The sequence below is a fragment of the Viridibacillus arenosi genome (assembly GCF_001955655.1).
GTDB classification, from domain to species: Bacteria; Bacillota; Bacilli; order Bacillales_A; family Planococcaceae; genus Viridibacillus; species Viridibacillus arenosi.
In genome coordinates, this window is record NZ_MSPW01000006.1 from 79765 (window position 1) to 104093 (window position 24329).

The following is a 24329-nucleotide window of genomic DNA, read 5'->3' on the forward strand; positions in this document are numbered from 1 at the left end:
GAAAATCCTGAGACAGTGTGAATGTCTCAGGATTTTTTTATATATTTTGATAATCAAGTACTGCTGCACCTAACGTTTTAGCAGCAATCAACATTGCTTCTTCACGGAAATCGAATTTTGCATGATGATGAGCATATGCAGTTCCTTCAGGCATTGCACCTGTAAAGAAGAATACACCAGGTACCTTTTCTAGGTAGTATGAAAAATCTTCCCCAACCATAAGTGGAGCGCATTCAAGTACTTCATTAACACCAGGAATATCCTTCGCGATATCAAAAAGGAAAGCAGACTCTTTCTCATGATTGACAACAGCTGGATAGCCCCTAATGTATTCGAATGTGTAGGCGCAATCAGCGGCAAGGCAAGTACCTTTAATAATACGTTCAATTTCAGCTTCCACTAAATCACGGACTTCAGGTAAAAATGTACGGACAGTACCTGACATTTTAGCTTCCCCAGCAATAACATTAAAAGTATCTCCAGCGTGGAAGGAACCAATTGTTACTACAGCCGATTTAATAGGATCAACTCTGCGAGAGACGATATGCTGTAAATTTGTAACGAGTTGTGCACCAATTGTTACTGTATCAATCGTATCTTGTGGCATTGCACCATGTCCACCGCGGCCTTGTATAGAAATTTCGAAGCGATCTGCTGAAGCCATCATAGGTCCTGAGCGATGTTCAATAGTGCCAAACGGTGTTTGTGACCATAGATGTGTACCAAAAACAGCATCGACACCATCCAAGCAGCCCGCTTCCACCATAGGTTTTGCTCCACCAGGCGCTATTTCTTCAGCATGTTGATGAATGATGACATATTCACCAGCTAGCTGATCGCGCATTTCATGAAGTGCTTTTGCAAGTTGTAGTAATGTGGCAGTATGACCATCATGACCACAAGCATGCATAACACCAGCGACAGTTGATTTATAGGGAACATCGTTTAATTCTTGAATAGGAAGTGCATCAAAGTCTGCTCTTAATGCAATTGTTTTACCAGTTTTTCCGCCTTTAATACGTGCAACAACCCCGTTGCCACCAACATTAGCTTCATAAACAACGCCGAGCTGATCGTAAAATTTTTGTATATACTTAGCTGTTTCAGTCTCATTAAAAGAAACTTCAGGATGCATATGTAAATGGCGGCGAATTTGTACCATGTCTTTATAAGAAGCATCTAGTTTATCAAAAAGTTGTAGTTTCATCTGCTATACCTCACTCATAGTTAGTATTATTGATTTGCTTTTATTATAACAAAAAAAGCCGAGCGCTTGACTCGACTTTACTAATTAATCTTCAGTTTCTTCATTTTTTGCAGTGGTATAAGTTGTTACATATGCTTTACTTGTGAAAATGTTACGATTTTCAATACCTACTGCAGCAACTTGATTATCAAAAGCTTCTTTATATGCTTTTGATACTTTCCAAGCTTCAAATGAAGTTGGACCAGTCCATTCTGTTAAGACAATATAAGTTTCGGAATTGAGCGGTTTAAGTAAGCGATATGCTTTGAAACCAGGATCCGAATCAATTACATGCGAACGACTTAAAAAACGATGTTCAAATATAGGACGACCTTCATCTGAAACAGGTAGATGATTCAATACAAAGAAACCTTTATCTTCTAATTCATTAATTGAATCGATTACTTCGTAGCTTCGAGGGGTTTGAAAAACAGATTTTCCCTCTGTCTCATGTAGCAACATAGAGTTGCCAGAGCCATGTAATACAATCATTTTTTCGTTGGGATATTTTTTTCGTAAGCTTACCATAAATTCTGGAGTTCCAGATGTTAAATAAATATTCAATAATAACGCCTCCTATTTAATTTATATGTTCTTAAATATAACCAGTTTCAGTGGCTAGTTGCTCGAGCCGGCGCTTTTATCATTCCTTTGTATATAATATTTAGCCATAGTTTATATCAATTAAACATTATAATGTGCACAATTAATAATTGTATGTTTGATATATCGATAATAAGTAAAATATATTAAAAGAATTTGAGGGTTTTTAGATTGTCAGACATCTTTGTCGAAAAGATGTCAACATTACAAACAATTTCATGACATTTCGGGCGGAAAACTATACAATAACATGGGAAACGACTATAGTGAAAACGGATACGAAAGTCGAAACGAATAACTTTTATATATGAAGGGAATGAATCTATTCATGAGAAAGATTAATGATACGCTTTTACGCGCAGCACGTGGAGAGAGGACAGCCTATACTCCGGTTTGGTATATGCGTCAAGCAGGACGTTCACAGCCTGAATACCGTAAGATTAAAGAGAAATACTCATTAGAGGAAATTACACATCAACCAGAATTGTGTGCTTATGTGACACATTTACCGGTACAAAATTATAATGTTGATGCAGCCATTTTATATAAAGATATCGTAACACCACTACCAGGTATGGGTGTTGATGTGAAAATAAAAGCAGGTATTGGTCCAGTGATTTCAAACCCAATTCGCTCTGTAAAAGATGTAGAAGCTTTACGCGAATTTAATCCTGAAGAACATGTACCATTCGTGCTTGATACAATAAAACTTTTAACTGAAGAACAATTAGATGTACCTTTAATCGGCTTTGCCGGCGCTCCATTTACACTTGCGAGCTATATGATTGAAGGTGGTCCTTCTAAAAGTTACAGCTTAACAAAATCATTCATGGTATCTGAGCCACAAGCTTGGTTCATGTTAATGGACAAGTTAGCGGATATGATTATTGTGGATATTAAAGCTCAAGTTGGAGCAGGAGCTAAGGCATTCCAAATTTTTGACTCATGGGTTGGAGCACTAAGCAAAGAAGATTACCGTATCTTCATTAAACCAGTTATGACAAGAATTTTTAGTGAGCTAAAAGAGTTAGATGTTCCGATGATCACATTCGGCGTAGGTGCAAGCCACTTAGCAATGGAATGGCATGATTTACCGGTAGATGTTGTCGGCTTAGATTGGCGTTTGCCGATTAAAGAAGCGCGCGCTATGGGGATGACTAAACCAGTTCAAGGTAACTTAGATCCAACATTATTATTAGCTGATTGGTCTGTTATTGAAGAACGCACAAAAGCAATTATTGACCAGGGCTTAGAAGTACCGGGTCATATTTTCAACTTAGGACACGGCGTTTTCCCTTCAGTAGATCCAGATGTTTTAAAACGTTTAACAACACTTATTCATGAATACAGTGCAGAGCAAGTTAAAGTACGTTCTTAATAAGTAGTAAATAATTTTTTGAGGTGAATTTACAATGAAAAAAACAATGGGCTTATTAGTTATGGCTTATGGTACACCAAACAACGAAGATGAAATTGAGGCATACTATACACATATTCGCCATGGTCGCAAACCTAGCGAAGAGTTAATCGAAGACCTACGTAGCCGTTATCAAGCTATCGGTGGTATTTCTCCTCTTGCAGAAACAACTCGTAAACAAGCAGCAGCATTATGTGCTCGTTTAAATGAAGTTCAAGATGAAGTAGAGTACAAACTTTATATTGGTTTAAAACATATTGCACCATTCGTAGAAGATGCAGTAGAAGCAATGCATAAAGACGGTATTACTGAAGCAGTTTCCATCGTACTTGCCCCTCACTTCTCAACATTCTCTATTAAATCGTACAATGGCCGTGCGAAAGAAAAAGCAGAAGAATTAGGTGGTTTAACAATCACTTCAGTTGAAAGCTGGTACAAAGAGCCAAAATTCATCCAATATTGGACTGAAAAAATCAATGAAGCGTTTGCTGACATGTCAGAAGAAGAACGTAACACAGCTTGTCTAATTGTTTCTAACCACTCATTACCTGAAAAGATTGTTAAATTAGGTGACCCTTATGCAGATCAACTACATGAAACAGCTGAAATTCTTCAGAAAGAAACAGGAGTAGAACATATGGAAGTGGGCTGGCAAAGTGCTGGTCAAACACCGGAACCTTGGCTTGGACCAGATGTTCAAGATTTAACCCGCGAACTATACAACGAAAAAGGCTACCGTTCATTTGTTTATACACCAGTAGGCTTTACTGCGGAACATTTAGAGGTATTGTATGACAATGACTATGAATGTCGTATAGTTTGTGAAGAATTAGGAGCTAACTATCGTCGTCCAGCTATGCCAAACGATGATCCATTATTCATCGATGCAATGGTTGATGTTATTAATAAAACGTTATCTCAAGCCTAATAGAAAGTGATGATTGATGTGACTGAACAAAAGCAAAGAGTAGCCGTTATCGGTGGTGGGATTTCAGGCTTAGCTGCTGCGTTCTATTTGCAACAAGAGGCTAAAGAGAAAAAACTTCCATTAGAAATAGTACTGATTGAATCTTCTCATCGTTTAGGTGGCAAGATTCAAACTGTACGCAAGGAAAATTTTATCATTGAACGTGGTCCAAACTCATTTATTGATAACAATAATAGTATGGCCAAATTAGTAAAAGACTTAGGTATCGAAGACCAGCTCATTCGAAGTGAAGCAGGTCAAACGTACATTACTGTCAATGAAAAACTATATCCAGTACCAGCAGGGTCAATTTTAGGGATTCCCACAAAGTTATCTTCATTTTTAGCTTCTGATATTGTGTCTTGGAGCGGTAAAGTGCGTGCTACATGTGACCTATGGTTTCCTCGTTCTCGAGTACAAGAAGATCAGCCTTTAGGGAAATTTATACGTAGAAGATTCGGTAAGGAAACTGTTGAGAATATTATAGAGCCGCTTTTATTAGGTATTTCTGCTGGAGATATAGAACAGCTTAGTTTACAAGCAACTTTTCCAGAACTAATTGAAATGGAAAAAGAATATAGAAGTTTAATGACAGGTATGAAAAAGGCACTTTCTGAGACCTCTCATGATGACTCAAAGAGCATTGAAGAGCGTTCATTCCAAACTTTTATAAATGGTCTTGAAACGTTGATAGAGGCATTAGAGGGACGACTAATAGATACGACTATTTTAAAAAGTGTCAAAGTTGAATCGATTGCAAAAGCAGCGCATCAAGTCACATTGTCTTTGAATAATAAGACCTCAATTGCCGCAGACGCAGTAATTTTAGCTACACCACATCTTATAACTCAAAAAATGTTTGCCAAACAAGGTTTATTACAAAATTTACAAGATATCCCACTAGCAACTGTTGCTACTGTATCGATGGCATTTCCCATAGAAGCAATGGATGAAAGTTTTAATGGCTCTGGATTCACTGTTGCGCGTAATAGCGATTTCTCAATTACATCTTGTTCATGGATACATCGAAAATGGCCGGCATTTGTTCCAGAGGGCTATGCTTTATTGGAAGTTTATGTAGGACGTTCAGGTGATGAAGCGATTGTCGATTTATCGGATGGTGAGATTGAAAAGATTGTCTTACAAGATTTAAATAGAGTGACCCCGCTAAAAGGGAGTCCATTATTTACCGTTGTTTCGAGATGGAAAGAAGCTATGCCTCAGTATACAGTTGGTCACACTCAACGTGTAGAATTAGTTAAACAAGAATTATATGAACACTTCCCTACGATGAAGTTGGTAGGAAGTTCTTATGAAGGAACAAGTTTACCTAATTGTGTTGACCAGGCTCGAAGCGCAGTGGATGAGTTATTAATAAAATTATTTGAATAATGGAGTCGTTCTTTTCGTTGGTTTAAAGATACCTACAGAAGAGCGATTTTTTTTGCCATTTTATCAATATATTTATGTAATTCTTGAGGCATACATGACGTCGCGAACTCTGGTTATGTTCCCTTAGAAGAGCGCTTTTGTCATTTCAGAGTGTCCAGTCTCAAGCTCAAGCCCCTTGAGTTCAATTTATCGTGTAGTGAACTTAGGTTATATTTCTTTAGACGATTCTATTCCACATTTCTAATTGTTCACAATTTACTTCCCTTTCTTTCATTATTATTTCACATTTATACAGTATGATGAAAAGGGAAGGGGTGATGGAGTTGAGAAAGCGTGTTACGGTCATCATATTATTTTTCTTATTACTCCTTTTTGGATGTGGAAAGGATGCGTACCCAGCAATTCCAGCAGATACTTCCTTTATCGCAGCAGTCAATATACAGCAGCCTTCAGTCACTTTTGTAAATAAAGATTTAAAGGTTTTTGCTACTTGGCAATTAGAGAAAGCATACACAGGTGCCACTTTGATTGGTCAGCAATATTTACTGCTTTATGGTAACCAGCTAGAGAGTGCGGACGTTTATAATTTAAGTACCGGTGAAGTGGCGTATTCCATTGCAACTGGTGCTGGAGTAACGAATGCCATCTATGCACCAAATAAGAAAATTCTCTACATATCAAATGGCAAAACGAATCGCGTTACGGCTTATACTAATAAAGGCGAGCAAATCGCTGAGCAGAAGGTAGGTAATTATCCGATGTCGATGGTTACCCACGGACAAAATTTATATGTAGTTAATTATAAAGATACAAAACTTTCTGTCCTTGATGCAGAGTCTCTTAAAGTGAAAGATAAGTGGCAAATTCCAAAATCCTCTCACGGGATGATTATTTTAGAAAAAAGAAAAGAACTATGGCTTGGTGGACACGGAGCGGGTATGAAACCGAATACGACTGTCGATATTTTTGATATAAATAAGGGGCAGAAGGATCGTGAACTTTCACTACCAATGATGCCAATTAGTTTTGCGATTGACAATGACCGAATATATGTTGTCAGTCATGGGCAAAGTCAATTATATGAAGTAAATGATGAAGGTCGTGTATTGAGTGCACAAGAAATTGGCGCTAATCCATTTGCAGTGCAACTTTTTGAGCAATATGTCGTAGTAGCAGGGTACGATGATCAAACATTATACTTTATGAAAAATAATGATGTTACAAAAAAAGTGAAAGTTGATAAAGGACCATTTCAATTGATTGTAAGGGAGATGAGCGAATGACATCCATTCTAATTGTAGATGATGAACAAGATATGAGGAATTTAATCCATATGATGTTAAAAAAGTCAGGATTTCAAACACTACAAGCTGAAAATGGCTACGTTGCTATAACAACCCTCGCTCAAGCGAAAGTCGATATAGTATTGCTCGATGTTATGATGCCAGGTATAAATGGCTTTCAAGTATGCGAAGAAATTCGTAAAACTTCGAATGTACCAATCATTTTCCTAACTGCAAAGGATGCAAATGAGGACAAGGTAAAAGGTTTAACGCTTGGTGCAGATGATTACATTGTAAAGCCATTTACATCAACAGAACTTGTGGCTCGAATAATAGCCGTGTTGCGTCGCACCGGAAATGCTCCAGTGGAGGTGCAAGTAAAGCATTTATGTAAAGGGACAATTGATTTGGATGAGGTATCTAGAAAAGTATTTGTAGCAGGAAGTGTAATTCCCCTAACGTTAAAAGAATTTGACTTATTACATTTGTTTATGACAAATGAAAATACGGTTTACACACGTGAACAATTATTAGAGAAATTATGGGGTCTAGATTATGCAGGGGGAACCAGAACGGTAGATACGCATATTAAAACACTTCGATTAAAATTAGGAAAAGAAGCTGGTCAATTTATTCACACCGTATGGGGGCTAGGCTATCGCTTTGAGGTAAGGATATGAAAAAACTGTCCTCACGAATTTGGGCAATGATTTTAATTTTCTTAACACTAACCGTTCTTTTTATGTACATACTAACCCATTTTTTATATGAACGATTGTATGTTAAAGATGCGGAACAGTCGATGATTGAAGTTGGGGAGAAATTGGCAACGATTTATGAAGGCGGTAAAGTAACCGAAGATTTGATCGCGCAAATTGATAATTATAATAATTACTCAGATGTCTCTGTATTTGCTGTTAAGAATCCACGTGAACTAAGTGCTTGTGTACCATTTGATATTGATTACAAAACATTGATTGGTGCAGAGGAGCGGCAGAAACTTTTACAAGAACAAACTGTCACCAAGATGGGATATGAGGAGCGCTTTGATCGGCAAATTATTTCTGTTATTATTCCGCTGACAGATCAAAACCGTTTAGAAGGTATTATTTATATATATTTCCCGTTAGCGAAAATATCGGAATTGGCATCTAAAGAAGTTACTTTTTTATTAGGTAGTGCAGCAGTATTTTTAATAATTGTAGGTTTTGGTATTTATAAGGGAATAGGTCATATTATGAAACCTCTTAATGCGTTGCAAAATGCTGCAGAGAAAATGGCTGAAGGAAATTATGAAATGAGAGTCCAAGTTACATCAAAAGACGAAATTGGCCAGTTATCAAAAACCTTTAACAAAATGGCGACCGCTATTCAACAAAATGATGAGAAGCAAAAGAGTTTTTTAGCTACCGTGTCACATGAATTACGAACTCCTATTAGTTATGTGAAGGGATACGGAGAAGCTATACAAGAAGGGGTAATTCCAGAACAAGAACAGCATGAAACGATTTCCTTAATCGTCCGAGAAGCTAATCGTATGGAAAAGCTGACAAATGAATTGTTACAATTATCACGAGCAACTAACTTATCTGAACCGATTGCATTATTTCCGTTACCACTCGCAGAAACAATTCGTGAGGTAGTGTTATTAACAGAGCAACAAGCGCTTAAAAAGGACATAAAAGTGAATATTGATGTTAGTGAGGATATTATAGTTAATGCAGATGAGGAGAAATTAAAGCAAATTTTCATAAACTTAATTGAAAATGCATTACGTTATTCTAATGAGAAGACATCAATAGAAATAACTGCAGAAACAAATGGACGTTTTGTAAACATTGAAATAGAAGATCATGGCATCGGGATTCCGGCGGAGGATCTACCTCATGTAACAGAGAGGTTTTATAGAGTAAATAAAGCGAGAAGCCGTAGTGATGGCGGAAGTGGATTAGGTCTTTCAATAGTTGATCAGCTTGTTAAATTGCATGAAGGTACTTGGCAAATTGATAGTGAGTTTGGAAAAGGAACAACAATTACAATACAAATACCAATGGTAGAGGAGTTTTAATAATGAAGAAATGGATGATGAGTTTATTAGTAATTATAGGTTTACTTGCAGGATGTAATAATGATGAAAAGAAAGAAGACCATGTGTCAAATAATGAAGGAACAACTGTCGAAGTAAAAGTTGATATTTTAACACCAGAAAAAGTGGAGGCAAATAAAGAGATTGAATTAGCTGCACATGTAACACAAGGTGGAGAAGATGTGAACGATGCAGATGACGTGAAATTTGAAGTATGGGAATCAGGTATGCGTGAAGATGGGCAAATGATCGAAGGTAAACTGGATGAAAAAGGTAATTACAAAGCGACTATCACTTTTGAACATGATGGAGTTTACTACATGCATGCTCACACAAATGCAAGAGGTCTACATGTTATGCCGAAACAAAAAATAATTGTGGGTAATCCAGATATGAGTAAAGTGAAAGAAGAATCAAATGACGGATCGAAAGGTATGGATCACATGAATAAGAATGATGAAGAAGATGAAGAATCGTCTAATGATTCATCAAAATAAAATAGCTCGTTATTTTGTATGGAAAACACTTGCAACTTTCAATTGTTGCGTGTAGAATAAATGACCAGATGACTAAATTAGTTTTCTGGTCATTTTTATTCAAAATGAAAGTTGGTGAGAAACAAATTGGACCGCAGACAAGAAATACTTGAAGCGGCTTCGAAGTCATTTTCTCTTTTTGGGTATAAAGCTACAACAATGGATCAAGTAGCGAAAATCGCGAACGTAGGGAAAGGAACAATTTATACTTTTTTTAGTAATAAAGAAATCCTTTTTCAAGAGATTGTCGTGAAAATGATTCAAGAGATGAAAACGGCAGCAGACGAAGCAATCTCAGCAGAACAACCATTCCAGCAAAATGCACACGCGGTGTTGATGAAAGTATTAGAGTTTCGAGAAGTACATCTTCTGTATGCAAAATTGATAGAAGAAGAAAAGGAACTTAGAACACCTGCAGTGAAACATGTGCTCATTCGAATTGAACAAGAAATTGTTAACTTTGTTGGTGACAAAATTAAAACAGCCATTAGCAAAGGTGAAATTCGGGAATGTGAACCAGATCTAGTTGCATACTTATTATTAAAAGCTTATTTTGGTTTTGTTGCTGACTGGGGAGAAACGCATGATTTTGAACTGTCAGAAGAGAAAATAGCTTCACTGTTTCGAGATACCATTTTTCGAGGTCTCTTACCGTGAGACTCTTTTTTTGAATAAAAATGACTGATTGAGAGATTCGGTCACACAGTTTTGTAGGAGGAATGAAGAATGATTAAGGCAGAGTTTGCGAAAATTCTCCGCACGAAAAAAATGCTGATTGCTATTATCGCAGTTCTTTTCGTTCCTGTACTTTATGCAGGTATGTTCCTATGGGCTTTCTGGGATCCATACGCACATTTACAGGATTTACCAGTTGCTCTTGTCAACAATGACGAAGGCGCTGAAATAGAAGGAGAAGAACAGCAATTAGGTAATGAGTTAGTCGATAATTTACGAGATAGTAAAGAATTTAAATTTGTTGAAGTATCTAAGGCAAAAGGAGAGGAAGGATTAAAGAATCGCGATTATTATATTTTAATTGAAATTCCTGAAAACTTCTCAGAAAATGCTGGTACTTTATTAGAAGATAATCCTGAACAAATGAAAATCATTTATCGACCAAATGAAGGATACAACTTCTTAGGTGGACAAATCGGTAATACAGCAATGGAGCTTGTGCGTGCTGAAGTAAATAAAAAAGTTTCTGCTACTTATGCTGAAACGCTATTTAATAATATTGCAAAATTAGGAGACGGTTTCGGTGAAGCAGCAGATGGTGCTGTAAAACTTGAAAAGGGCTCTAACAAATTAAAAGATGGTGCTAGTCAATTAAAAGACGGTATTGGAAGTGCAGCAGATGGTGCTACTCAATTAAATGATGGTGCTAAAACAGCAGCAAAAGGATCGACAGATTTAAAAAATGGTATTGATTCAGCAGCAGATGGTGCAGGTACTTTAAACCAAGGTGCTTTATCTTTAGCAAAAGGATCTGCAGATTTGAATGCAGGTATTCTATCTGCTAAAGACGGTTCAAGCCAATTACAATCTGGTTCAACAGAATTGAAAAAAGGTACCGAAACTTTAGTGCAAGGTTTAGAAGGAAATACAGCAAATATTAATGCACTAAACGACGGTGCACAAAAAGTAAATACAGGTGTCGGTACGTTAAGTGCAGGATTAGGTCAATTAGCACCAGGTGCACAAAATGTTTCTGCAGGAGTTACGCAACTTGTAGATAGTCTAGGTACTATGACTGAAAAAGTGCCAGCCTTGCAACAGGGCGTTAAGGATACAAAAGATGGAGCTGCTGGTTTAAATGCAGGATCACAAGTTTTAGCAGCGGATACAAAAGAGCTAGTTAATCAAATTAAGGCTATGAATATTTCTGAAGAACAAAAAAGTGCTTTACTTCAATCAGCAGGAAAGATCAATGCAACTGCTACTAAAGTCAGTGAAAATGCTGCTGCGTTAAGTGAGGGAACAGCACAACTAAATAATCAAGTTTCTACTATGAAAATACCTACGTCTGATAAGGCAGTAGAATTAAAACAAGGTGCAGCAACAGTTGCAGCTGGTTTAGATAAAATGAATAAAACAGTTAGTGGAGAATTAGCTCCTGGTACAAAACAATTAGCAGCAGGCACTAATCAATTGGCTTCTAATTGGAGTACATCAATTGCTGGCGCTAAAAAACTAGATGCTGGAGCAGGCCAATTACAAGTTGGCTTAACTGATCTAACTGGTGGTTTCAATAAATTACAATCAGGTTCATCACAATTAGCTGATGGTTCATCACAACTTGCAAATGGTACACAATCATTAACAAGTGGTATGGGTCAATTACAAGATGGTTCTAGTAAACTATCAACAGGTTTAGTCACATTAAGCGGTGGTACTACATCACTTATAACAGGCTTAGATAAACTACAAGATGGCTCAAGTCAATTAAAAGACGGAACATCTGAACTAAAAGATGGTTCTAACACATTACAAGGAAAATTAAAAGAAGCGAATGAACAAGCTGCTGAAGTAAGTGCAACGCAAAAAACTTATGACATGGTCGGTGAACCAGTAGCGGTTGAGAAACAAGAAATTAACGCAGTACCTAACTACGGTACAGGTTTCGCGCCATACTTCTTAGCACTTGGTCTATTTGTAGGTGCGCTATTAATCACAATCGTCTTCCCATTAGTTGAACCAGCGATAAAACCGATTAACGGTGTTTCATGGTTTACTAGTAAAGTAGCTGTTTTGGCAGTTGTTGGATTAATTCAATCATTGGCTGCTGTTGCGATAGTCGTTTGGGGTCTAAAACTTGAACCGGTTAATATGGGTGCGTTCATTTTAATGGCGATAGTTACAAGTTATACATTCCTATCATTAACTCAAATGTTAGTATCAATTTTCTCAGATCCAGGTCGTTTTGTAGCTATCCTAATCTTGATCCTACAATTGACAACTAGTGCAGGTACATTCCCATTAGAATTAGTGCCGAAACCATTGCACATTTTCAATACATTATTACCAATGACATACTCTGTCCAAGGATTTAAAGCTGCGATTTCTACTGGAGATATGAGCTTCTTCTGGACAAATGGAGGTATTCTAGTAGGTTTCATGGTTGTTTGCTTAGCCATTACTTTTGGATACTTTGCATTAATATTTAAAAAACGTCATTCAAATACTGATGCAGTAACTGAATAATATTGAAAAAGGTTAAAGAGCAATATGCTCTTTAACCTTTTTTTGTGAAGTATTTTATGTAAAAAGAAAAAACGAAGAGAGTGGTTCAGGCTCTCTTCGCTTTTCAAAAGTAAGCGATTTAATATAGGTTCATCTCTAAGGTTCAATTAGTGATGAATGTGAGCTATCAATCGAATGGGGAATTCGGTTGATCAATAATTAACGATTAAAGAGAATTGCAATGTTCACAAGTGTTTGAATAGCACTCGCTTTGTTCTTCTATTTTCTCACCGCATACAGTGCATTGTTTTGCGGGTAAATTTTTGAAAAATTCAACGACATTTTCTAACATTGTGTTTCGCCTCCTAAGTAATCTGTTATATTACTGTTTTGTTATTATGTATTGTATTATAACAGAGACATTTATGTCAATACAAAAACCTAATTTTAAGTTAAAATAATTGTTGAGACACGAAAGAGGAGTGAAATGAATGTTTTTTATAGATAATAAAGGTATTACAGATCCACGCATTAACTTAGCCATTGAGGAGTATGCGTTAAAAACGATGGATGTAGAGAAAGATTCTTTTTTACTGTTCTATATCAATCAACCCTCAATTATTATTGGTCGAAATCAAAATACAGTAGAAGAGATAAATACTGATTATGTTGAAGACAATGGCATTATCGTTGTACGTCGATTATCTGGTGGTGGTGCCGTGTATCATGATTTAGGAAATTTAAACTTCAGTTTCTTAACAAAAGATGACGGAGATAGCTTCCAAAACTTTAAAAAATTCACTCAGCCAGTAGTGGATGCATTACAAAAAATGGGTATTAACTCGGAATTGTCAGGTCGTAATGATATTATGGCTGAAGGTCGTAAAATATCAGGTAACGCTCAATTCTCAACAAAAGGTCGTATGTTCAGCCATGGGACATTATTGTTTGATACAGAAATTGATGCAGTTGTTTCAGCTTTAAAAGTGAAAAAAGAGAAAATCGAATCAAAAGGAATCAAATCGATTCGATCACGTGTAGCGAATATTACAGAATTTATGAATGAACCAATGACAGTTGAAGAATTCCGCCTGGAAATCTTAAAATCAATTTTCGGTGGCGAAGAGAACATACAATATTATGAGCTAACTGATGAAGACTGGGCTAATATCTACAAATTATCTGAAGAACGTTACCAACAATGGGATTGGAACTACGGTCAATCTCCAAAATTCAACCTACAACGCTCTCAACGTTTCCCTTCAGGAAGTATTGATGTGCGTTTAGAAGTGAAAAAAGGCGTTATGGAGGAAGTGCATATTTTCGGCGATTTCTTTGGCGTTGGTGATATGGCAGATGTAGAACAAGCATTAGTAGGGAAAAATTATGAACGCAATGTTATTGAGGAAGCACTAAATGCTATCGATGTACCAACATACTTTGGTGGTGTTACGAAAGAACAATTTATACAATTAATTTATTAATTAAATTTGACAGCATAATGTTTGAAATTGCGGTCAAGATGAAGGGGAGAGTGGAATGAATACTCATCGTATATTAATCGTAGAGGATGATTTGAAAATTGCTTCGTTACTTGCTGATACTTTGCGCAAATATCATTATGAAGTAAAAACTGTAGAATCTTTTGATAGCATCCTTGAAGAGTTTACGGCGTTCGATCCTCATCTTGTTTTGCTTGATATTAATTTACCTTCTTATGATGGATATTATTGGTGTCGTCAGCTTAGACAGTTGACGACTTGTCCAATTATTTTTATATCAGCTCGTTCAGGCGAAATGGACCAAATTTTTGCACTTGAAAATGGTGGAGATGATTTCATTACGAAACCGTTCCATTACGAAATCGTGCTAGCAAAAATAAAGAGTCATTTACGTCGGTCATATGGAGAATATGCTACTAAGCAAGAAGAGAGAACTGTAAAACAAGGTCAGCTGCATCTATTTTTAGAACGTATGGAATTGCATACAAAACAAGCTCAAATTCCATTACAAAAAAAAGAATGTGTAATTCTAGAATTGTTGATGGGACAAGCTCCTAAAGTTGTTTCTCGAGAGCAGTTACTAGAAGAGCTGTGGGACGATCAAGCATTTGTAGATGAGAATACGTTAAATGTGAACATGACACGTGTACGAAAGAAGTTGTCAGATTATGAAGTTCAGTCGACGATTGAAACAGTTAGAGGCGCGGGATATAGGTTTGTATTACACTCAGAGGAGTCTTAATAATGCCGAATGTCAGATTATTTCTGAAGGATAATATTACATTAGTCTTTTTTGAAGTGCTATTAGTGTTATTTATTTTAGTGTTATATTGGCTAGACGGCTTCCGAAATGTAGATACAGCAGTGTATTCCATTGTGATTACATTAATATTAACGTTCACATATTTAGCGACTCGTTATATTATGCGTCAATCTTTCTATAAAAAGATATCTGTTAAGCCTAGAGCAATGGAAGATGCATTACAAAAAAATGCAAAAACACCAGAGCATTTGCAAACAGAGATTTTCATCCATACACTTTATAAAATATATCAACTAGAAGTACAGGCTTTATATGCAAAACAAAATCGACATTTACAATTCATGAATCAATGGGTACATCAAATGAAAACACCTCTTGCTGTATTAGAATTACTATTGCAAGAAGATGGTGAATTAGATAAGAAGAGTGTGCAAGAAGAAGTTGATCGTATGAAACGTAGTCTTGAAACAGTATTGATGAATGCGAGAATCGATACGTTTGAAGAGGATATGAAAATCGAACAGGTTGAACTTCGTCAAATGGTGATTGAGGCAGTTAATGAGCATAAACGGTTATTTATTGCGCATCGTGTTTATCCTGATATTGCGATAGATGAAAAACTTATGGTTCCAACTGATTCAAAATGGATGAAATTTATTATTGGTCAATTTATTACAAATGCAGTTAAATATACGTTTGAAGAGGGTAAAAAAATATATTTATCCACGGAAGTTGTAGAAAACCATATTGAACTGACAATTAGAGATGAAGGAATAGGTATACCTTCATCAGATTTGAAGCGTGTAACACGTGCATTTTTTACAGGTGAGAATGGACGTAAAACAGGTGAATCAACAGGAATGGGTTTGTATTTAGCCCAAGAGGTTTGTGATAAATTGGGACACCAGTTATTAATCGAATCTGAGGTTGGGAAAGGGACGAAGATGAAGGTTTTGTTTAACCGTTCGTAGGGCGTTTTCAGTATTTCAAAGGGTTCGGCTTCGGACGCCAGTTGCTCGAGTCCTCGGCATAAGACTGATATAGCGTCTTGTATTCGAGCCTTCCACGCTTGGCGCGCGCCAAAGGGTGTGGATCACGTAACCGTTGTGTCAGGACGACACGAACTTTGGTTACGGAAGGGAGCCGGCCACATTTCATAGAAGGTGAGGTGGATTTGTGTCTATCTTGAAAATTGATGAAGTTACAAAAGTTTATGAAGGAAAAGTTACGCATCGAGCGCTTAATCAGCTGAGTTTTGAAGTAGAGAAAGGCGAATTTTTGGCTGTCATGGGTCCTTCAGGCAGCGGCAAAACGACGTTGTTAAATGTTGTCTCAACGATAGATACACCTACGTCAGGTGAAATCACCGTAGATGGCATTAAGCCTCATGAGTTGAAAAAAAACGAACTGGCTTATTTTCGACGTCGTCAACTTGGCTTCGTGTTTCAAGATTTCAACTTATTACAGATGCTAACGGTTGAGGAGAATATGGTATTACCTTTGACTTTGGATAATATGGATGTTGAGCTAATGGAAGAGCGGGTGCAGAATGTATCCAAGCAGTTAGGCATTCAGTCTATTTTAGAGAAACGTCCAAACGAAATTTCTGGTGGACAAGCCCAAAAGACGGCAATTGGACGAGCTCTTATTCATAAACCATCTCTAATTTTAGCAGATGAACCAACTGGAAATTTAGATTCCAATTCTTCAAGAGATGTGTTAGAGCTGTTAGGCAGAATAAATAAAAAAGAGGGTACGACAATCGTAATGGTGACGCATGATCCAATTGCAGCAAGTTATTGTGATCGTGTGTTATTTATCAAAGATGGTGAGTATTTCAATGAAATCTATAAAGATGATCATCGTCAGACATTTTTCCAAGGAATTTTGAATGTGCTCAGTCTATTGGGAGGTCATGTCGGTGACTTTTCGACAGTTCGCCTACCGTAATGTTATAAGAAATTATCGAGTTTATGCAGCGTTTTTTATGTCGAGCGTATCGTCAGTTATGGTGTTTTTTATTTACTCGATGCTTATGTTTCATCCGAAGGTAGAGGATGAGTTTCTACGGGAAATTGCGTTCCAAGGAATGTTTATCGCTGAAGTCATTTTAGTGCTATTTATGATGTTCTTTTTATTCTACTCGATGCGTGCATTTCTTCAGGCACGTTCCAAGGAATTTGGTTTACTCATGCATCTAGGAATGGAAAAACGTCAGCTAAATAAGTTGGTATTACTTGAGACGATAATTATTGGAGTAACTTCCATTATTCTAGGGATTGTATTTGGTTATGCCTTTGCGAAATTCTTTTTTATGATTGTTCGTGAAATATTACAAATTGATAGCCTTCCTTTGTATTTTTCTTGGGAGCCATTTGCATTAACAATTGGAACGTTTACAAGTTTATTTGTAATCATTACGTTTGTTAGTGTGATGTTCATACGAGATCGTGATGTTATCGATTTACTAAAAGGTTACTGGGGTAATGAACAGACAGCTTCTTATTCAAAATGGCGAGCTATTTTAGGTGTGTTGATATTAATTCTTTCTTATGTGTTAGCTTCATTAACGACACAAGAACGGTTAATGGTTTTATCAGCAATATTACCACCTTTAGCAAGTTTGGGGACGTATTTGTTTTTCACGGATACACTGCAGTGGCTTATGTCTTTTGTACGTGCTCGAAAGAAAATGTATTGGCATAAGTATCGTTTAATAACTGTTTCGGAAGTGTCTGTTATTATGCGAGAAAATGCGCGTATGTTTTTTATCTCTTGCATGGTTTCCACCTTGGCTTTTTTAGCTATGGGTACTCTAATCTCTATGTCGACATTTACTCATCAGTTTCATCGGCTAAATCCATTAGGCCTCGTCTATTCCAGTAAAATAGACAACCCTTATGAAGAAGCACATATTAATGGTTTGACGAAAGAATTAGAAGCTAAAGGACTTTCTTATCATTTAAATAAGTTTACTGTTAAACGTCAAACATCTTCTAATACTCAACAACCGGTAAAAATTATTCGACAATCAGATATTAATCGACTGGCACTTGTATTTGGTTATCCTGTTGTCAATTTGGATCAAGGGGAGGCCATCTTTTTAGCTTACTCTGAGAAGTCTCTGGAAGAATTAAAGAACAAAAAGGTCAGGACAGTTTTACAAGAAAATAGTATTCCACTCTACATCAATTCAGTTTATCCACGTGTTCTTTTTTCCCCTACTGAGCTTGGAACGAATGTCATTGTGATAAATGATGATGATTTCAATTTAATTGATGAAGCAATGGTTGGAGCAAATGCCGAACAGTCCACAAATCACTTGTATGTATTTCATGTACCACAGTGGACAGCTACTAAGAACATTGGAGTAGAGTTAGATGCGATGGTGACAGATGCTTACCTGAATAATCATCAAGGAGAATTACCATTTTACTTTGAGAATTCCGGCTTAGATTATTCATTCATTCGTTCGACTTTTGCATTGTTATTGTTTATTGGCTTATTGGCAGCTTCTGTGTTTTTCTTAGCATCTGGTAGTTTTATTTACTTTAAGTTATATACGGGTTTAGAGCGAGATAAGCAGCAATTTAATGCACTCAGGAGAATGGGGATTACGGAAAGAGAACTACGGAAAATTGTGAATAGACAGTTGATACCACAGTTCTTTTTACCTTGGGGTCTAGCAATGTTGCACAGTACATTTGCATTTATGTCATTACAGGCATTTTGGATAGGTATTGCAGAGCTTTCAATATTGAGGGAAATATTAATCGTTTTAATAGCTATCACTTGTGTTCAATTTTTATATTTCTATTTAATTCGCTGGCGTTATTTATCCCATATTCGCTAATGCTAATTACCTCTAATGTTATAGAACTACGCAAGTCTATCAATTACCTCTGGTGATTGATAGGCTTTTTTGGTGGTGAAAATTCTAAATACTACTTTTCGCTAAAATTAGCTGTTTGTTGTTTTATTTTGTAAATTTTTATATAATGAAGACAGAAATGAATGACTATTCATTCTATTCTAACAAAGGGGAGATGAGTATATGAATTTAGTTTCGGCAGTTCATAAAACATCAAAAGAGCAACCAGAAAAGATTGCGTATCATTTTATGGGGAAAGATACGAATTATGGTGAATTTGAAGAATCAGTTGCACGCTTTGCTTCAGCTTTAAAGGGATTAGGGGTAGGAAATGGGGATCATGTTGCGTTTTTACTTGGCAATGCACCTCATTTTTTAATTTCTTTATATGCAACAATGCGCGTAGGGGCAACTGTAATTCCGATTAATCCAATTTACACACCAGATGAGATTACGTATATTGTACGTAATGGAGATGCAAAAGTAGTTATTGCATTAGATTCTTTATTGCCATTAGTTAAAGTAGGCGTAACTGCATTTCCGAATGTAGAAGCATTCATTGTATGTGAAACTGCTCCTGAAACAGCAGCTAAGTTGACAGAGTTAGAAAGCCCTGTAAAAGAAAAAGTAAGATCATTTTCAATGTTGCTTGCTTCATCTTCAGCAGATTTTGAACCTACAGAATTAAATCCAGAAGATACAGCTATTATTTTGTATACTTCGGGAACGACAGGACAACCCAAGGGTGCTATGTTAACACATAAAAACCTTTTTTCAAATGCGCGTGATGTAGCGGAGTATTTGACTATTTCTCCTGAAGATCGTGTGATTACGGCTTTACCGGTCTTTCATGTGTTTGCCCTTACGGTAGTAGTGAATGCACCACTATTAAATGCGGCAACATTATTGATTGTACCTAGGTTCAGTCCAAAAGATGTATTCGAAATTGCAAGAGAGCATAAGGCTACTGTTTTTGCGGGAGTACCAACAATGTACAATTTCTTATATCAATTCCCAAACGGTAATCCAGAAGATTTCTCATCAATTCGTTTAGCTATATCTGGAGGTTCTTCTTTACCGGTAGCATTGCTACATAACTTTGAAGACAAGTTTAACGTGAATATTTCCGAAGGCTATGGCTTATCTGAGGCATCACCAGTAACAAGTTTTAACCCACTAGATCGTGAGAGAAAGCCTGGTTCAATTGGTACCAACATCGTCAATGTAGAAAACAAAGTATTCAACCAATTAGGAGAGGAATTACCTGTTGGTGAAGTAGGCGAACTTGTTGTCAAAGGTCCTAATGTGATGAAAGGCTATTATAAAATGCCAGAAGAAACAGCAGTAACTATTCGTGATGGTTGGTTATATACAGGAGACCTTGCGAAAATGGACGAGGAAGGTTACTTCTATATTGTTGATCGAAAGAAAGATATGATCATAGTCGGTGGCTATAATGTCTATCCGCGTGAGGTGGAAGAAGTACTATATGCACACCCAGGTATCGTGGAAGCTGCAGTAATAGGTTTACCGGATCTCAATTTTGGTGAAGAAGTCTTTGCGTATGTGGTGTTGAAAGACCCGAATCTAACTACTGAAGATATCTATGAATATTGTCAAGAAAAGCTAGTGAAATATAAAATACCAAAGCAAATTGAAATTATTGAAGAGCTACCTAAAAATACGACGGGGAAAATTTTGCGTCGTTCTTTGAAGGAACATGCTCTAAATAAATAATAAAAAGGAGATGCCTATAAGGCATCTCCTTTCTTTACTTTTTATTTTTATAAATTACCTGATACATAATATAGACAAATAAAATCCATATCGGACCGACAATAAGTGCGATTCGAGTATCTGGGAAGTAAGCCATTAAAATCATGACGAGTGATAAAAAGGCAAGAGCTAAATATGGTCCGACTGGATACATAAATGCTTTATATTTTAGTTTAGATACTTGTGCTTTTGATAATGATTTCCGGAATTTTAATTGAGTAATTAAAATAATTGCCCATGTCCAGATGGCTCCGAAAGTAGATATACTAGTCACCCATACGAATACTTTTTCAGCGACAAAATAGTTCAGCGCCACACCGATTAATAATACGAATGCAGATGCCATAATGGCTGTAGCCGGTACGCCACCTTTACTAATTTTCGCAAATAATTTTGGTGCTTGTTTTTGTTCAGCCAAGTTAAATAGCATACGGCCAGTACTGAAAATACCACCATTACAGCTAGATAATGCGGCTGTTAAAACAACAAAGTTAATAATCCCTGCAGCATAACGTAAACCAATTTTATCAAACATTAAAACGAACGGACTACCTGTAGAGCCTACTTCGTTCCATGGATAAATCGACATGATTACAAGTAATGCACCTACGTAGAATAATAAAATACGCCAAAGAACAGTATCGATTGCTTTAGGAATAACTTTTTCAGGGTTTTTAGCTTCACCAGCCGTAATCCCGATCATTTCGATACCTAGATAAGCGAACATTACTATTGGTAAGGACATGAAAACACCTTGTATACCATTCGGGAAAAATCCACCATGGCTCCATAAATTACTAAAGCCAACAGCAATACCACCATTGCCAATACCAAATAAAATAACACCTAATCCAAGTACAATCATTGAAATAATGGCAAGGATTTTAATGAGTGCAAACCAAAATTCAAATTCACCATAAGCTTTTACAGCAATTAAATTTACCATAACCATGACAATTAACGCTGCTAAAGCCCATAACCATTTTGGAGAATCTGGGAACCAAAGTTGCATATACACGCCAACTGCTGTAATTTCTGCCATACAAGTAACAATCCACAAGAACCAATAGTTCCAGCCTGTTATAAATCCAGCTAGAGGACCTAAATAATCTCTAGCATAGCGACTAAATGAACCGGCAACTGGATTGTTTACGGCCATTTCGCCAAGCGAACGCATAATAATGAAAATAACAGCGCCACCAAGTGCATAAGCAATTAAAATAGCTGGTCCAGCTAATTTTATTGCTCCTGCAGAACCTAAAAATAGACCGACTCCTATGGCGGCACCGAGCGACATCAACGTAATGTGTCGTTGCTCCAACCCACGTTGGAGCTCTGGTTTCTTGTTCATAATGTAAGACTCCTTCGATGCTAATGATAACTCCCCTATATTATCATAAAATTTAATGAATAAAAATCCAGACGCCATGGTAATAAGAAAAAATATGTAAACTCTTTGTCTTTATAAGTAATTTATGGTTACAATACATATATATGTTTGATTAATGCAAATATATTGAAAATTAAAGAGGTTTTCATATAAATGAAAGGGGAGTTTTTTTATGTCAAAGCGTTTATTGAAAGCAGAGGATTTATATGTCTTGCACTCTATCACAAATCCACAATTATCTCCAAGTGGTGAAGAGGCAGTTTTTGTTCGTACAAGTATTGATGAAGAAAAAAACAAATATATAGCGCATTTATTTCATTTAGATATTAAAAGTGGAGCAGTAACGCAGTGGTCGTATGGGGAAGATCGTATTTCATCGCCCACTTGGTCAGCGGATGGGCGAAATGTTGCATTTTTATCGAATCGCAATGAAAAAAATCAAATTTACATTATTTCTAAACATGGTGGAGAGGCGCGTCAGCTTACAACATTAGAAAATGGTGTTTCACAATTCAAATGGTCACCGTGCGGTCAGAGTATTTGGTTTAGTGGCCGACTTAAGGAAGGTAAAAACTTCTCAGATGTAGCTGAAAAAGAAGAAAAGAAAAAGCCAACTGCTTATGTAGTAGAAGGTATGAAATATAAAGCTGATAGTATAGGGTTACTACCTCAAGATAGTTATAATCATATTGGTAAAATTGAAGTAGCATCTGCTGATATTGAATTGTTTACTGAAGGCAATCATAATTACAGCATTGAAGCAGTATCCCATGATGGTAAAAAGTTAGTTTTATCAGTGAATCGTGCAGAAAATAAAGATTTTGATTTCAGTCGGCACCTGCTATTAGTTGATATTGAAACAAAGGAAGAGACGACCATTCTAAATGAAGAAGGTTCTTATGGAGATGCATATTTTTCATATGATGATCGGTACATAGCATTTTATGGTGGTAATCATTCATACAAAAACGCGACACATGGTGCAATTTATATTTACGATACAGAAGAGCAGTATTATAGAAACTTAACTGAAGGTTTTGATGCGCCAATTGGAGATCTTGCTGTTGCGGATCATCAGCAAGGAGCTACTGCACCAACTGTTGTGTGGACGAAAGCGAATGACCTTTATTTCCAAGTCTCTACTATGGGAGATATTCGAGTATATTATGCAACATTGGATGGTGCGATTTATCCAGCAAGTCCTGAAAATGAACATGTTTATGGCTACGATGTTGAGCGTGATGGTTCGTTCGCGCTGTTAGCGATTAGCAATCCTATAATGCCAGGTGAACTTTTTAAATATGATGTGACTACAGGTGAAAGACAGCAAATGACTCATTTCAATGATGCTTTTGTGAACGAGGTTGAACTTGTTCAACCTGAAGCAATTTCTTATAAAAGTTCAGATGGATTTGATGTATACGGTTGGTTGATGAAGCCGGCTCAGTATGTAGAAGGTAATAAATATCCACTAATCGTTGAAATTCACGGTGGACCGCATGCGATGTATGCTAATACATTTTTCCATGAGTTGCAGTTGCTTGCAGCGCAAGGTTATGGCGTCCTTTATGTAAATCCAAGAGGAAGCCACGGTTATAGCCAAGAATTTGTAGATGCCGTACGTGGTGACTATGGTGGTGGAGATTATGCAGACATTATGGCTGGATTAGATGCGGTTATTGCGGATCAGGATTGGATTGATACAGATCGACTTGGAGTTACTGGTGGTAGCTACGGTGGTTTTATGACAAACTGGATTGTAGGTCATACAAATCGCTTTAAGGCAGCTGTTACACAGCGCTCAATCTCGAACTGGATTAGCTTCTATGGTGTATCAGATATTGGTTACTATTTCAGTGATTGGCAAATCGGTACAGATATGAAAGATGTAGAAAAGCTATGGCAACATTCACCGCTTAAATATGCAGAAAATGTGGAGACGCCATTATTAATCTTGCATAGTGAAAAGGATTTCCGTTGTCCAATAGAACAAGCAGAACAACTGTATATTACGTTAAAGTCTATGGGGAAGGAAACCCAGTTTGTGAGATTCCCAGACGCAGATCATAACTTATCTCGAGCAGGATTACCGAATCTACGTATAGAAAGACTTGAGCAAATTACAGGCTGGTTCGAGAAATATTTATAATATTAACGTTTTAGGGTTATATTTGATTTGATGACAAGTCTACAAAGTAAGAATAAGGGTAGTAATTTCTATAAACTAAGTTGTTATGAGTACATTACTTAAAGTAAACAAATAACTTCATAACGAGTGCATAATAAATATAAAAGTTCCGCACGATTTGCGGAACTT

General features: G+C 36.7%; 20 protein-coding genes. 16 read left to right on the forward strand and 4 right to left on the reverse strand.

Annotation, left to right across the window (positions count from 1 at the left end):
* Nucleotides 1-37: 37 nt before the first annotated feature.
* Both BK137_RS12550 and BK137_RS12555 read right to left on the reverse strand, forming a co-directional pair.
* Nucleotides 38-1207, reverse strand: coding sequence for a M20 family metallopeptidase (locus tag BK137_RS12550; RefSeq protein WP_038188976.1), 1170 nt, complete (start codon nt 1205-1207; stop codon nt 38-40).
* Nucleotides 1208-1291: 84 nt separating this feature from the next.
* A complete protein-coding gene (locus tag BK137_RS12555) occupies nt 1292-1810 on the reverse strand; it encodes an antibiotic biosynthesis monooxygenase family protein (protein WP_038188974.1) in 519 nt (172 codons plus the stop codon).
* Between the two features lie 367 nt (nt 1811-2177).
* On the opposite strand from BK137_RS12555, the gene hemE reads away from it, so the two are divergent.
* From hemE to BK137_RS12600, 9 genes are all read left to right on the forward strand, one after another.
* A complete protein-coding gene (gene hemE / locus BK137_RS12560) occupies nt 2178-3227 on the forward strand; it encodes a uroporphyrinogen decarboxylase (RefSeq protein ID WP_038188971.1) in 1050 nt (349 codons plus the stop codon).
* A 34-nt stretch (nt 3228-3261) separates the two neighbouring features.
* Complete coding sequence (gene hemH, locus BK137_RS12565) at nt 3262-4194, forward strand: ferrochelatase (protein WP_038188966.1); 933 nt, start codon at nt 3262-3264, stop codon at nt 4192-4194.
* Nucleotides 4195-4203: 9 nt separating this feature from the next.
* The gene (hemY, locus tag BK137_RS12570; protein ID WP_038188964.1) at nt 4204-5625 is read left to right on the forward strand and encodes a protoporphyrinogen oxidase; all 1422 of its coding nucleotides are present in this window, start codon (nt 4204-4206) and stop codon (nt 5623-5625) included.
* Nucleotides 5626-5948: 323 nt separating this feature from the next.
* A complete protein-coding gene (locus tag BK137_RS12575) occupies nt 5949-6908 on the forward strand; it encodes a YncE family protein (protein WP_051448808.1) in 960 nt (319 codons plus the stop codon).
* The gene (locus tag BK137_RS12580) at nt 6905-7588 is read left to right on the forward strand and encodes a response regulator transcription factor (protein WP_038188953.1); all 684 of its coding nucleotides are present in this window, start codon (nt 6905-6907) and stop codon (nt 7586-7588) included. Before BK137_RS12575 ends, BK137_RS12580 begins: the two co-directional genes overlap by 4 nt.
* Nucleotides 7585-8976, forward strand: a complete 1392-nt coding sequence (locus tag BK137_RS12585; protein ID WP_038188950.1) for a sensor histidine kinase — start codon at nt 7585-7587, stop codon at nt 8974-8976. Before BK137_RS12580 ends, BK137_RS12585 begins: the two co-directional genes overlap by 4 nt.
* A gap of 2 nt (nt 8977-8978) precedes the next feature.
* Nucleotides 8979-9491, forward strand: a complete 513-nt coding sequence (locus BK137_RS12590) for a FixH family protein (RefSeq protein WP_038188947.1) — start codon at nt 8979-8981, stop codon at nt 9489-9491.
* Nucleotides 9492-9617: 126 nt separating this feature from the next.
* Nucleotides 9618-10187 carry a TetR/AcrR family transcriptional regulator gene (locus tag BK137_RS12595; RefSeq protein ID WP_038188944.1) on the forward strand — a complete coding sequence of 190 codons (570 nt, stop codon included), beginning with the start codon at nt 9618-9620 and terminating at the stop codon, nt 10185-10187.
* A gap of 69 nt (nt 10188-10256) precedes the next feature.
* Nucleotides 10257-12731, forward strand: a complete 2475-nt coding sequence (locus BK137_RS12600; protein ID WP_051448807.1) for a YhgE/Pip domain-containing protein — start codon at nt 10257-10259, stop codon at nt 12729-12731.
* A gap of 205 nt (nt 12732-12936) precedes the next feature.
* On the opposite strand, the gene yhfH is transcribed toward BK137_RS12600, so the two are convergent.
* A complete protein-coding gene (yhfH, locus tag BK137_RS12605; RefSeq protein WP_076034471.1) occupies nt 12937-13062 on the reverse strand; it encodes a protein YhfH in 126 nt (41 codons plus the stop codon).
* 139 nt (nt 13063-13201) lie between these two features.
* Between yhfH and lplA the strand changes: the two genes are divergently transcribed.
* The 6 genes from lplA to BK137_RS12635 all read left to right on the forward strand — a co-directional run bounded on the left by lplA (nt 13202) and on the right by BK137_RS12635 (nt 20583).
* Nucleotides 13202-14194 (forward strand): lipoate--protein ligase, encoded by a 993-nt coding sequence (lplA, locus tag BK137_RS12610; protein WP_038188941.1) that lies wholly within the window; start codon nt 13202-13204, stop codon nt 14192-14194.
* Nucleotides 14195-14249: 55 nt separating this feature from the next.
* Entirely contained in the window at nt 14250-14954 is a 705-nt protein-coding gene (locus BK137_RS12615) for a response regulator transcription factor (RefSeq protein ID WP_038188939.1), read from the forward strand.
* Between the two features lie 2 nt (nt 14955-14956).
* Complete coding sequence (locus BK137_RS12620; protein ID WP_038188936.1) at nt 14957-15946, forward strand: sensor histidine kinase; 990 nt, start codon at nt 14957-14959, stop codon at nt 15944-15946.
* 205 nt (nt 15947-16151) lie between these two features.
* A complete protein-coding gene (locus BK137_RS12625) occupies nt 16152-16925 on the forward strand; it encodes an ABC transporter ATP-binding protein (RefSeq protein WP_038188932.1) in 774 nt (257 codons plus the stop codon).
* Nucleotides 16897-18828 (forward strand): ABC transporter permease, encoded by a 1932-nt coding sequence (locus BK137_RS12630; protein WP_038188929.1) that lies wholly within the window; start codon nt 16897-16899, stop codon nt 18826-18828. The genes BK137_RS12625 and BK137_RS12630 overlap by 29 nt, the downstream gene beginning before the upstream one ends.
* A gap of 201 nt (nt 18829-19029) precedes the next feature.
* The gene (locus tag BK137_RS12635) at nt 19030-20583 is read left to right on the forward strand and encodes a fatty acid--CoA ligase family protein (RefSeq protein ID WP_038188926.1); all 1554 of its coding nucleotides are present in this window, start codon (nt 19030-19032) and stop codon (nt 20581-20583) included.
* A 34-nt stretch (nt 20584-20617) separates the two neighbouring features.
* Here the strand turns inward: BK137_RS12635 and BK137_RS12640 are convergent, their stop codons facing one another.
* Nucleotides 20618-21973, reverse strand: coding sequence for an amino acid permease (locus tag BK137_RS12640; protein WP_038188924.1), 1356 nt, complete (start codon nt 21971-21973; stop codon nt 20618-20620).
* A gap of 211 nt (nt 21974-22184) precedes the next feature.
* Here BK137_RS12640 and BK137_RS12645 point away from each other — a divergent pair, with 211 nt between their 5' ends.
* A complete protein-coding gene (locus tag BK137_RS12645; RefSeq protein WP_038188921.1) occupies nt 22185-24161 on the forward strand; it encodes a S9 family peptidase in 1977 nt (658 codons plus the stop codon).
* The last annotated feature ends 168 nt before the right edge of the window (nt 24162-24329 follow it).

What these genes read in the sequence shown, in the direction of transcription:
- yhfH (WP_076034471.1), bottom strand. Translation starts at nt 13,062, where the DNA reads ATGTTAGAAAATGTCGTTGAATTTTTCAAAAATTTACCCGCAAAACAA.
- BK137_RS12600 (WP_051448807.1), top strand. Translation starts at nt 10,257, where the DNA reads ATGATTAAGGCAGAGTTTGCGAAAATTCTCCGCACGAAAAAAATGCTG.
- BK137_RS12645 (WP_038188921.1), top strand. Translation starts at nt 22,185, where the DNA reads ATGTCAAAGCGTTTATTGAAAGCAGAGGATTTATATGTCTTGCACTCT.
- BK137_RS12615 (WP_038188939.1), top strand. Translation starts at nt 14,250, where the DNA reads ATGAATACTCATCGTATATTAATCGTAGAGGATGATTTGAAAATTGCT.
- lplA (WP_038188941.1), top strand. Translation starts at nt 13,202, where the DNA reads ATGTTTTTTATAGATAATAAAGGTATTACAGATCCACGCATTAACTTA.
- BK137_RS12635 (WP_038188926.1), top strand. Translation starts at nt 19,030, where the DNA reads ATGAATTTAGTTTCGGCAGTTCATAAAACATCAAAAGAGCAACCAGAA.
- BK137_RS12585 (WP_038188950.1), top strand. Translation starts at nt 7,585, where the DNA reads ATGAAAAAACTGTCCTCACGAATTTGGGCAATGATTTTAATTTTCTTA.
- BK137_RS12590 (WP_038188947.1), top strand. Translation starts at nt 8,979, where the DNA reads ATGAAGAAATGGATGATGAGTTTATTAGTAATTATAGGTTTACTTGCA.
- BK137_RS12640 (WP_038188924.1), bottom strand. Translation starts at nt 21,973, where the DNA reads ATGAACAAGAAACCAGAGCTCCAACGTGGGTTGGAGCAACGACACATT.
- BK137_RS12550 (WP_038188976.1), bottom strand. Translation starts at nt 1,207, where the DNA reads ATGAAACTACAACTTTTTGATAAACTAGATGCTTCTTATAAAGACATG.
- BK137_RS12580 (WP_038188953.1), top strand. Translation starts at nt 6,905, where the DNA reads ATGACATCCATTCTAATTGTAGATGATGAACAAGATATGAGGAATTTA.
- hemE (WP_038188971.1), top strand. Translation starts at nt 2,178, where the DNA reads ATGAGAAAGATTAATGATACGCTTTTACGCGCAGCACGTGGAGAGAGG.
- BK137_RS12620 (WP_038188936.1), top strand. Translation starts at nt 14,957, where the DNA reads ATGCCGAATGTCAGATTATTTCTGAAGGATAATATTACATTAGTCTTT.
- hemY (WP_038188964.1), top strand. Translation starts at nt 4,204, where the DNA reads ATGATTGATGTGACTGAACAAAAGCAAAGAGTAGCCGTTATCGGTGGT.
- hemH (WP_038188966.1), top strand. Translation starts at nt 3,262, where the DNA reads ATGAAAAAAACAATGGGCTTATTAGTTATGGCTTATGGTACACCAAAC.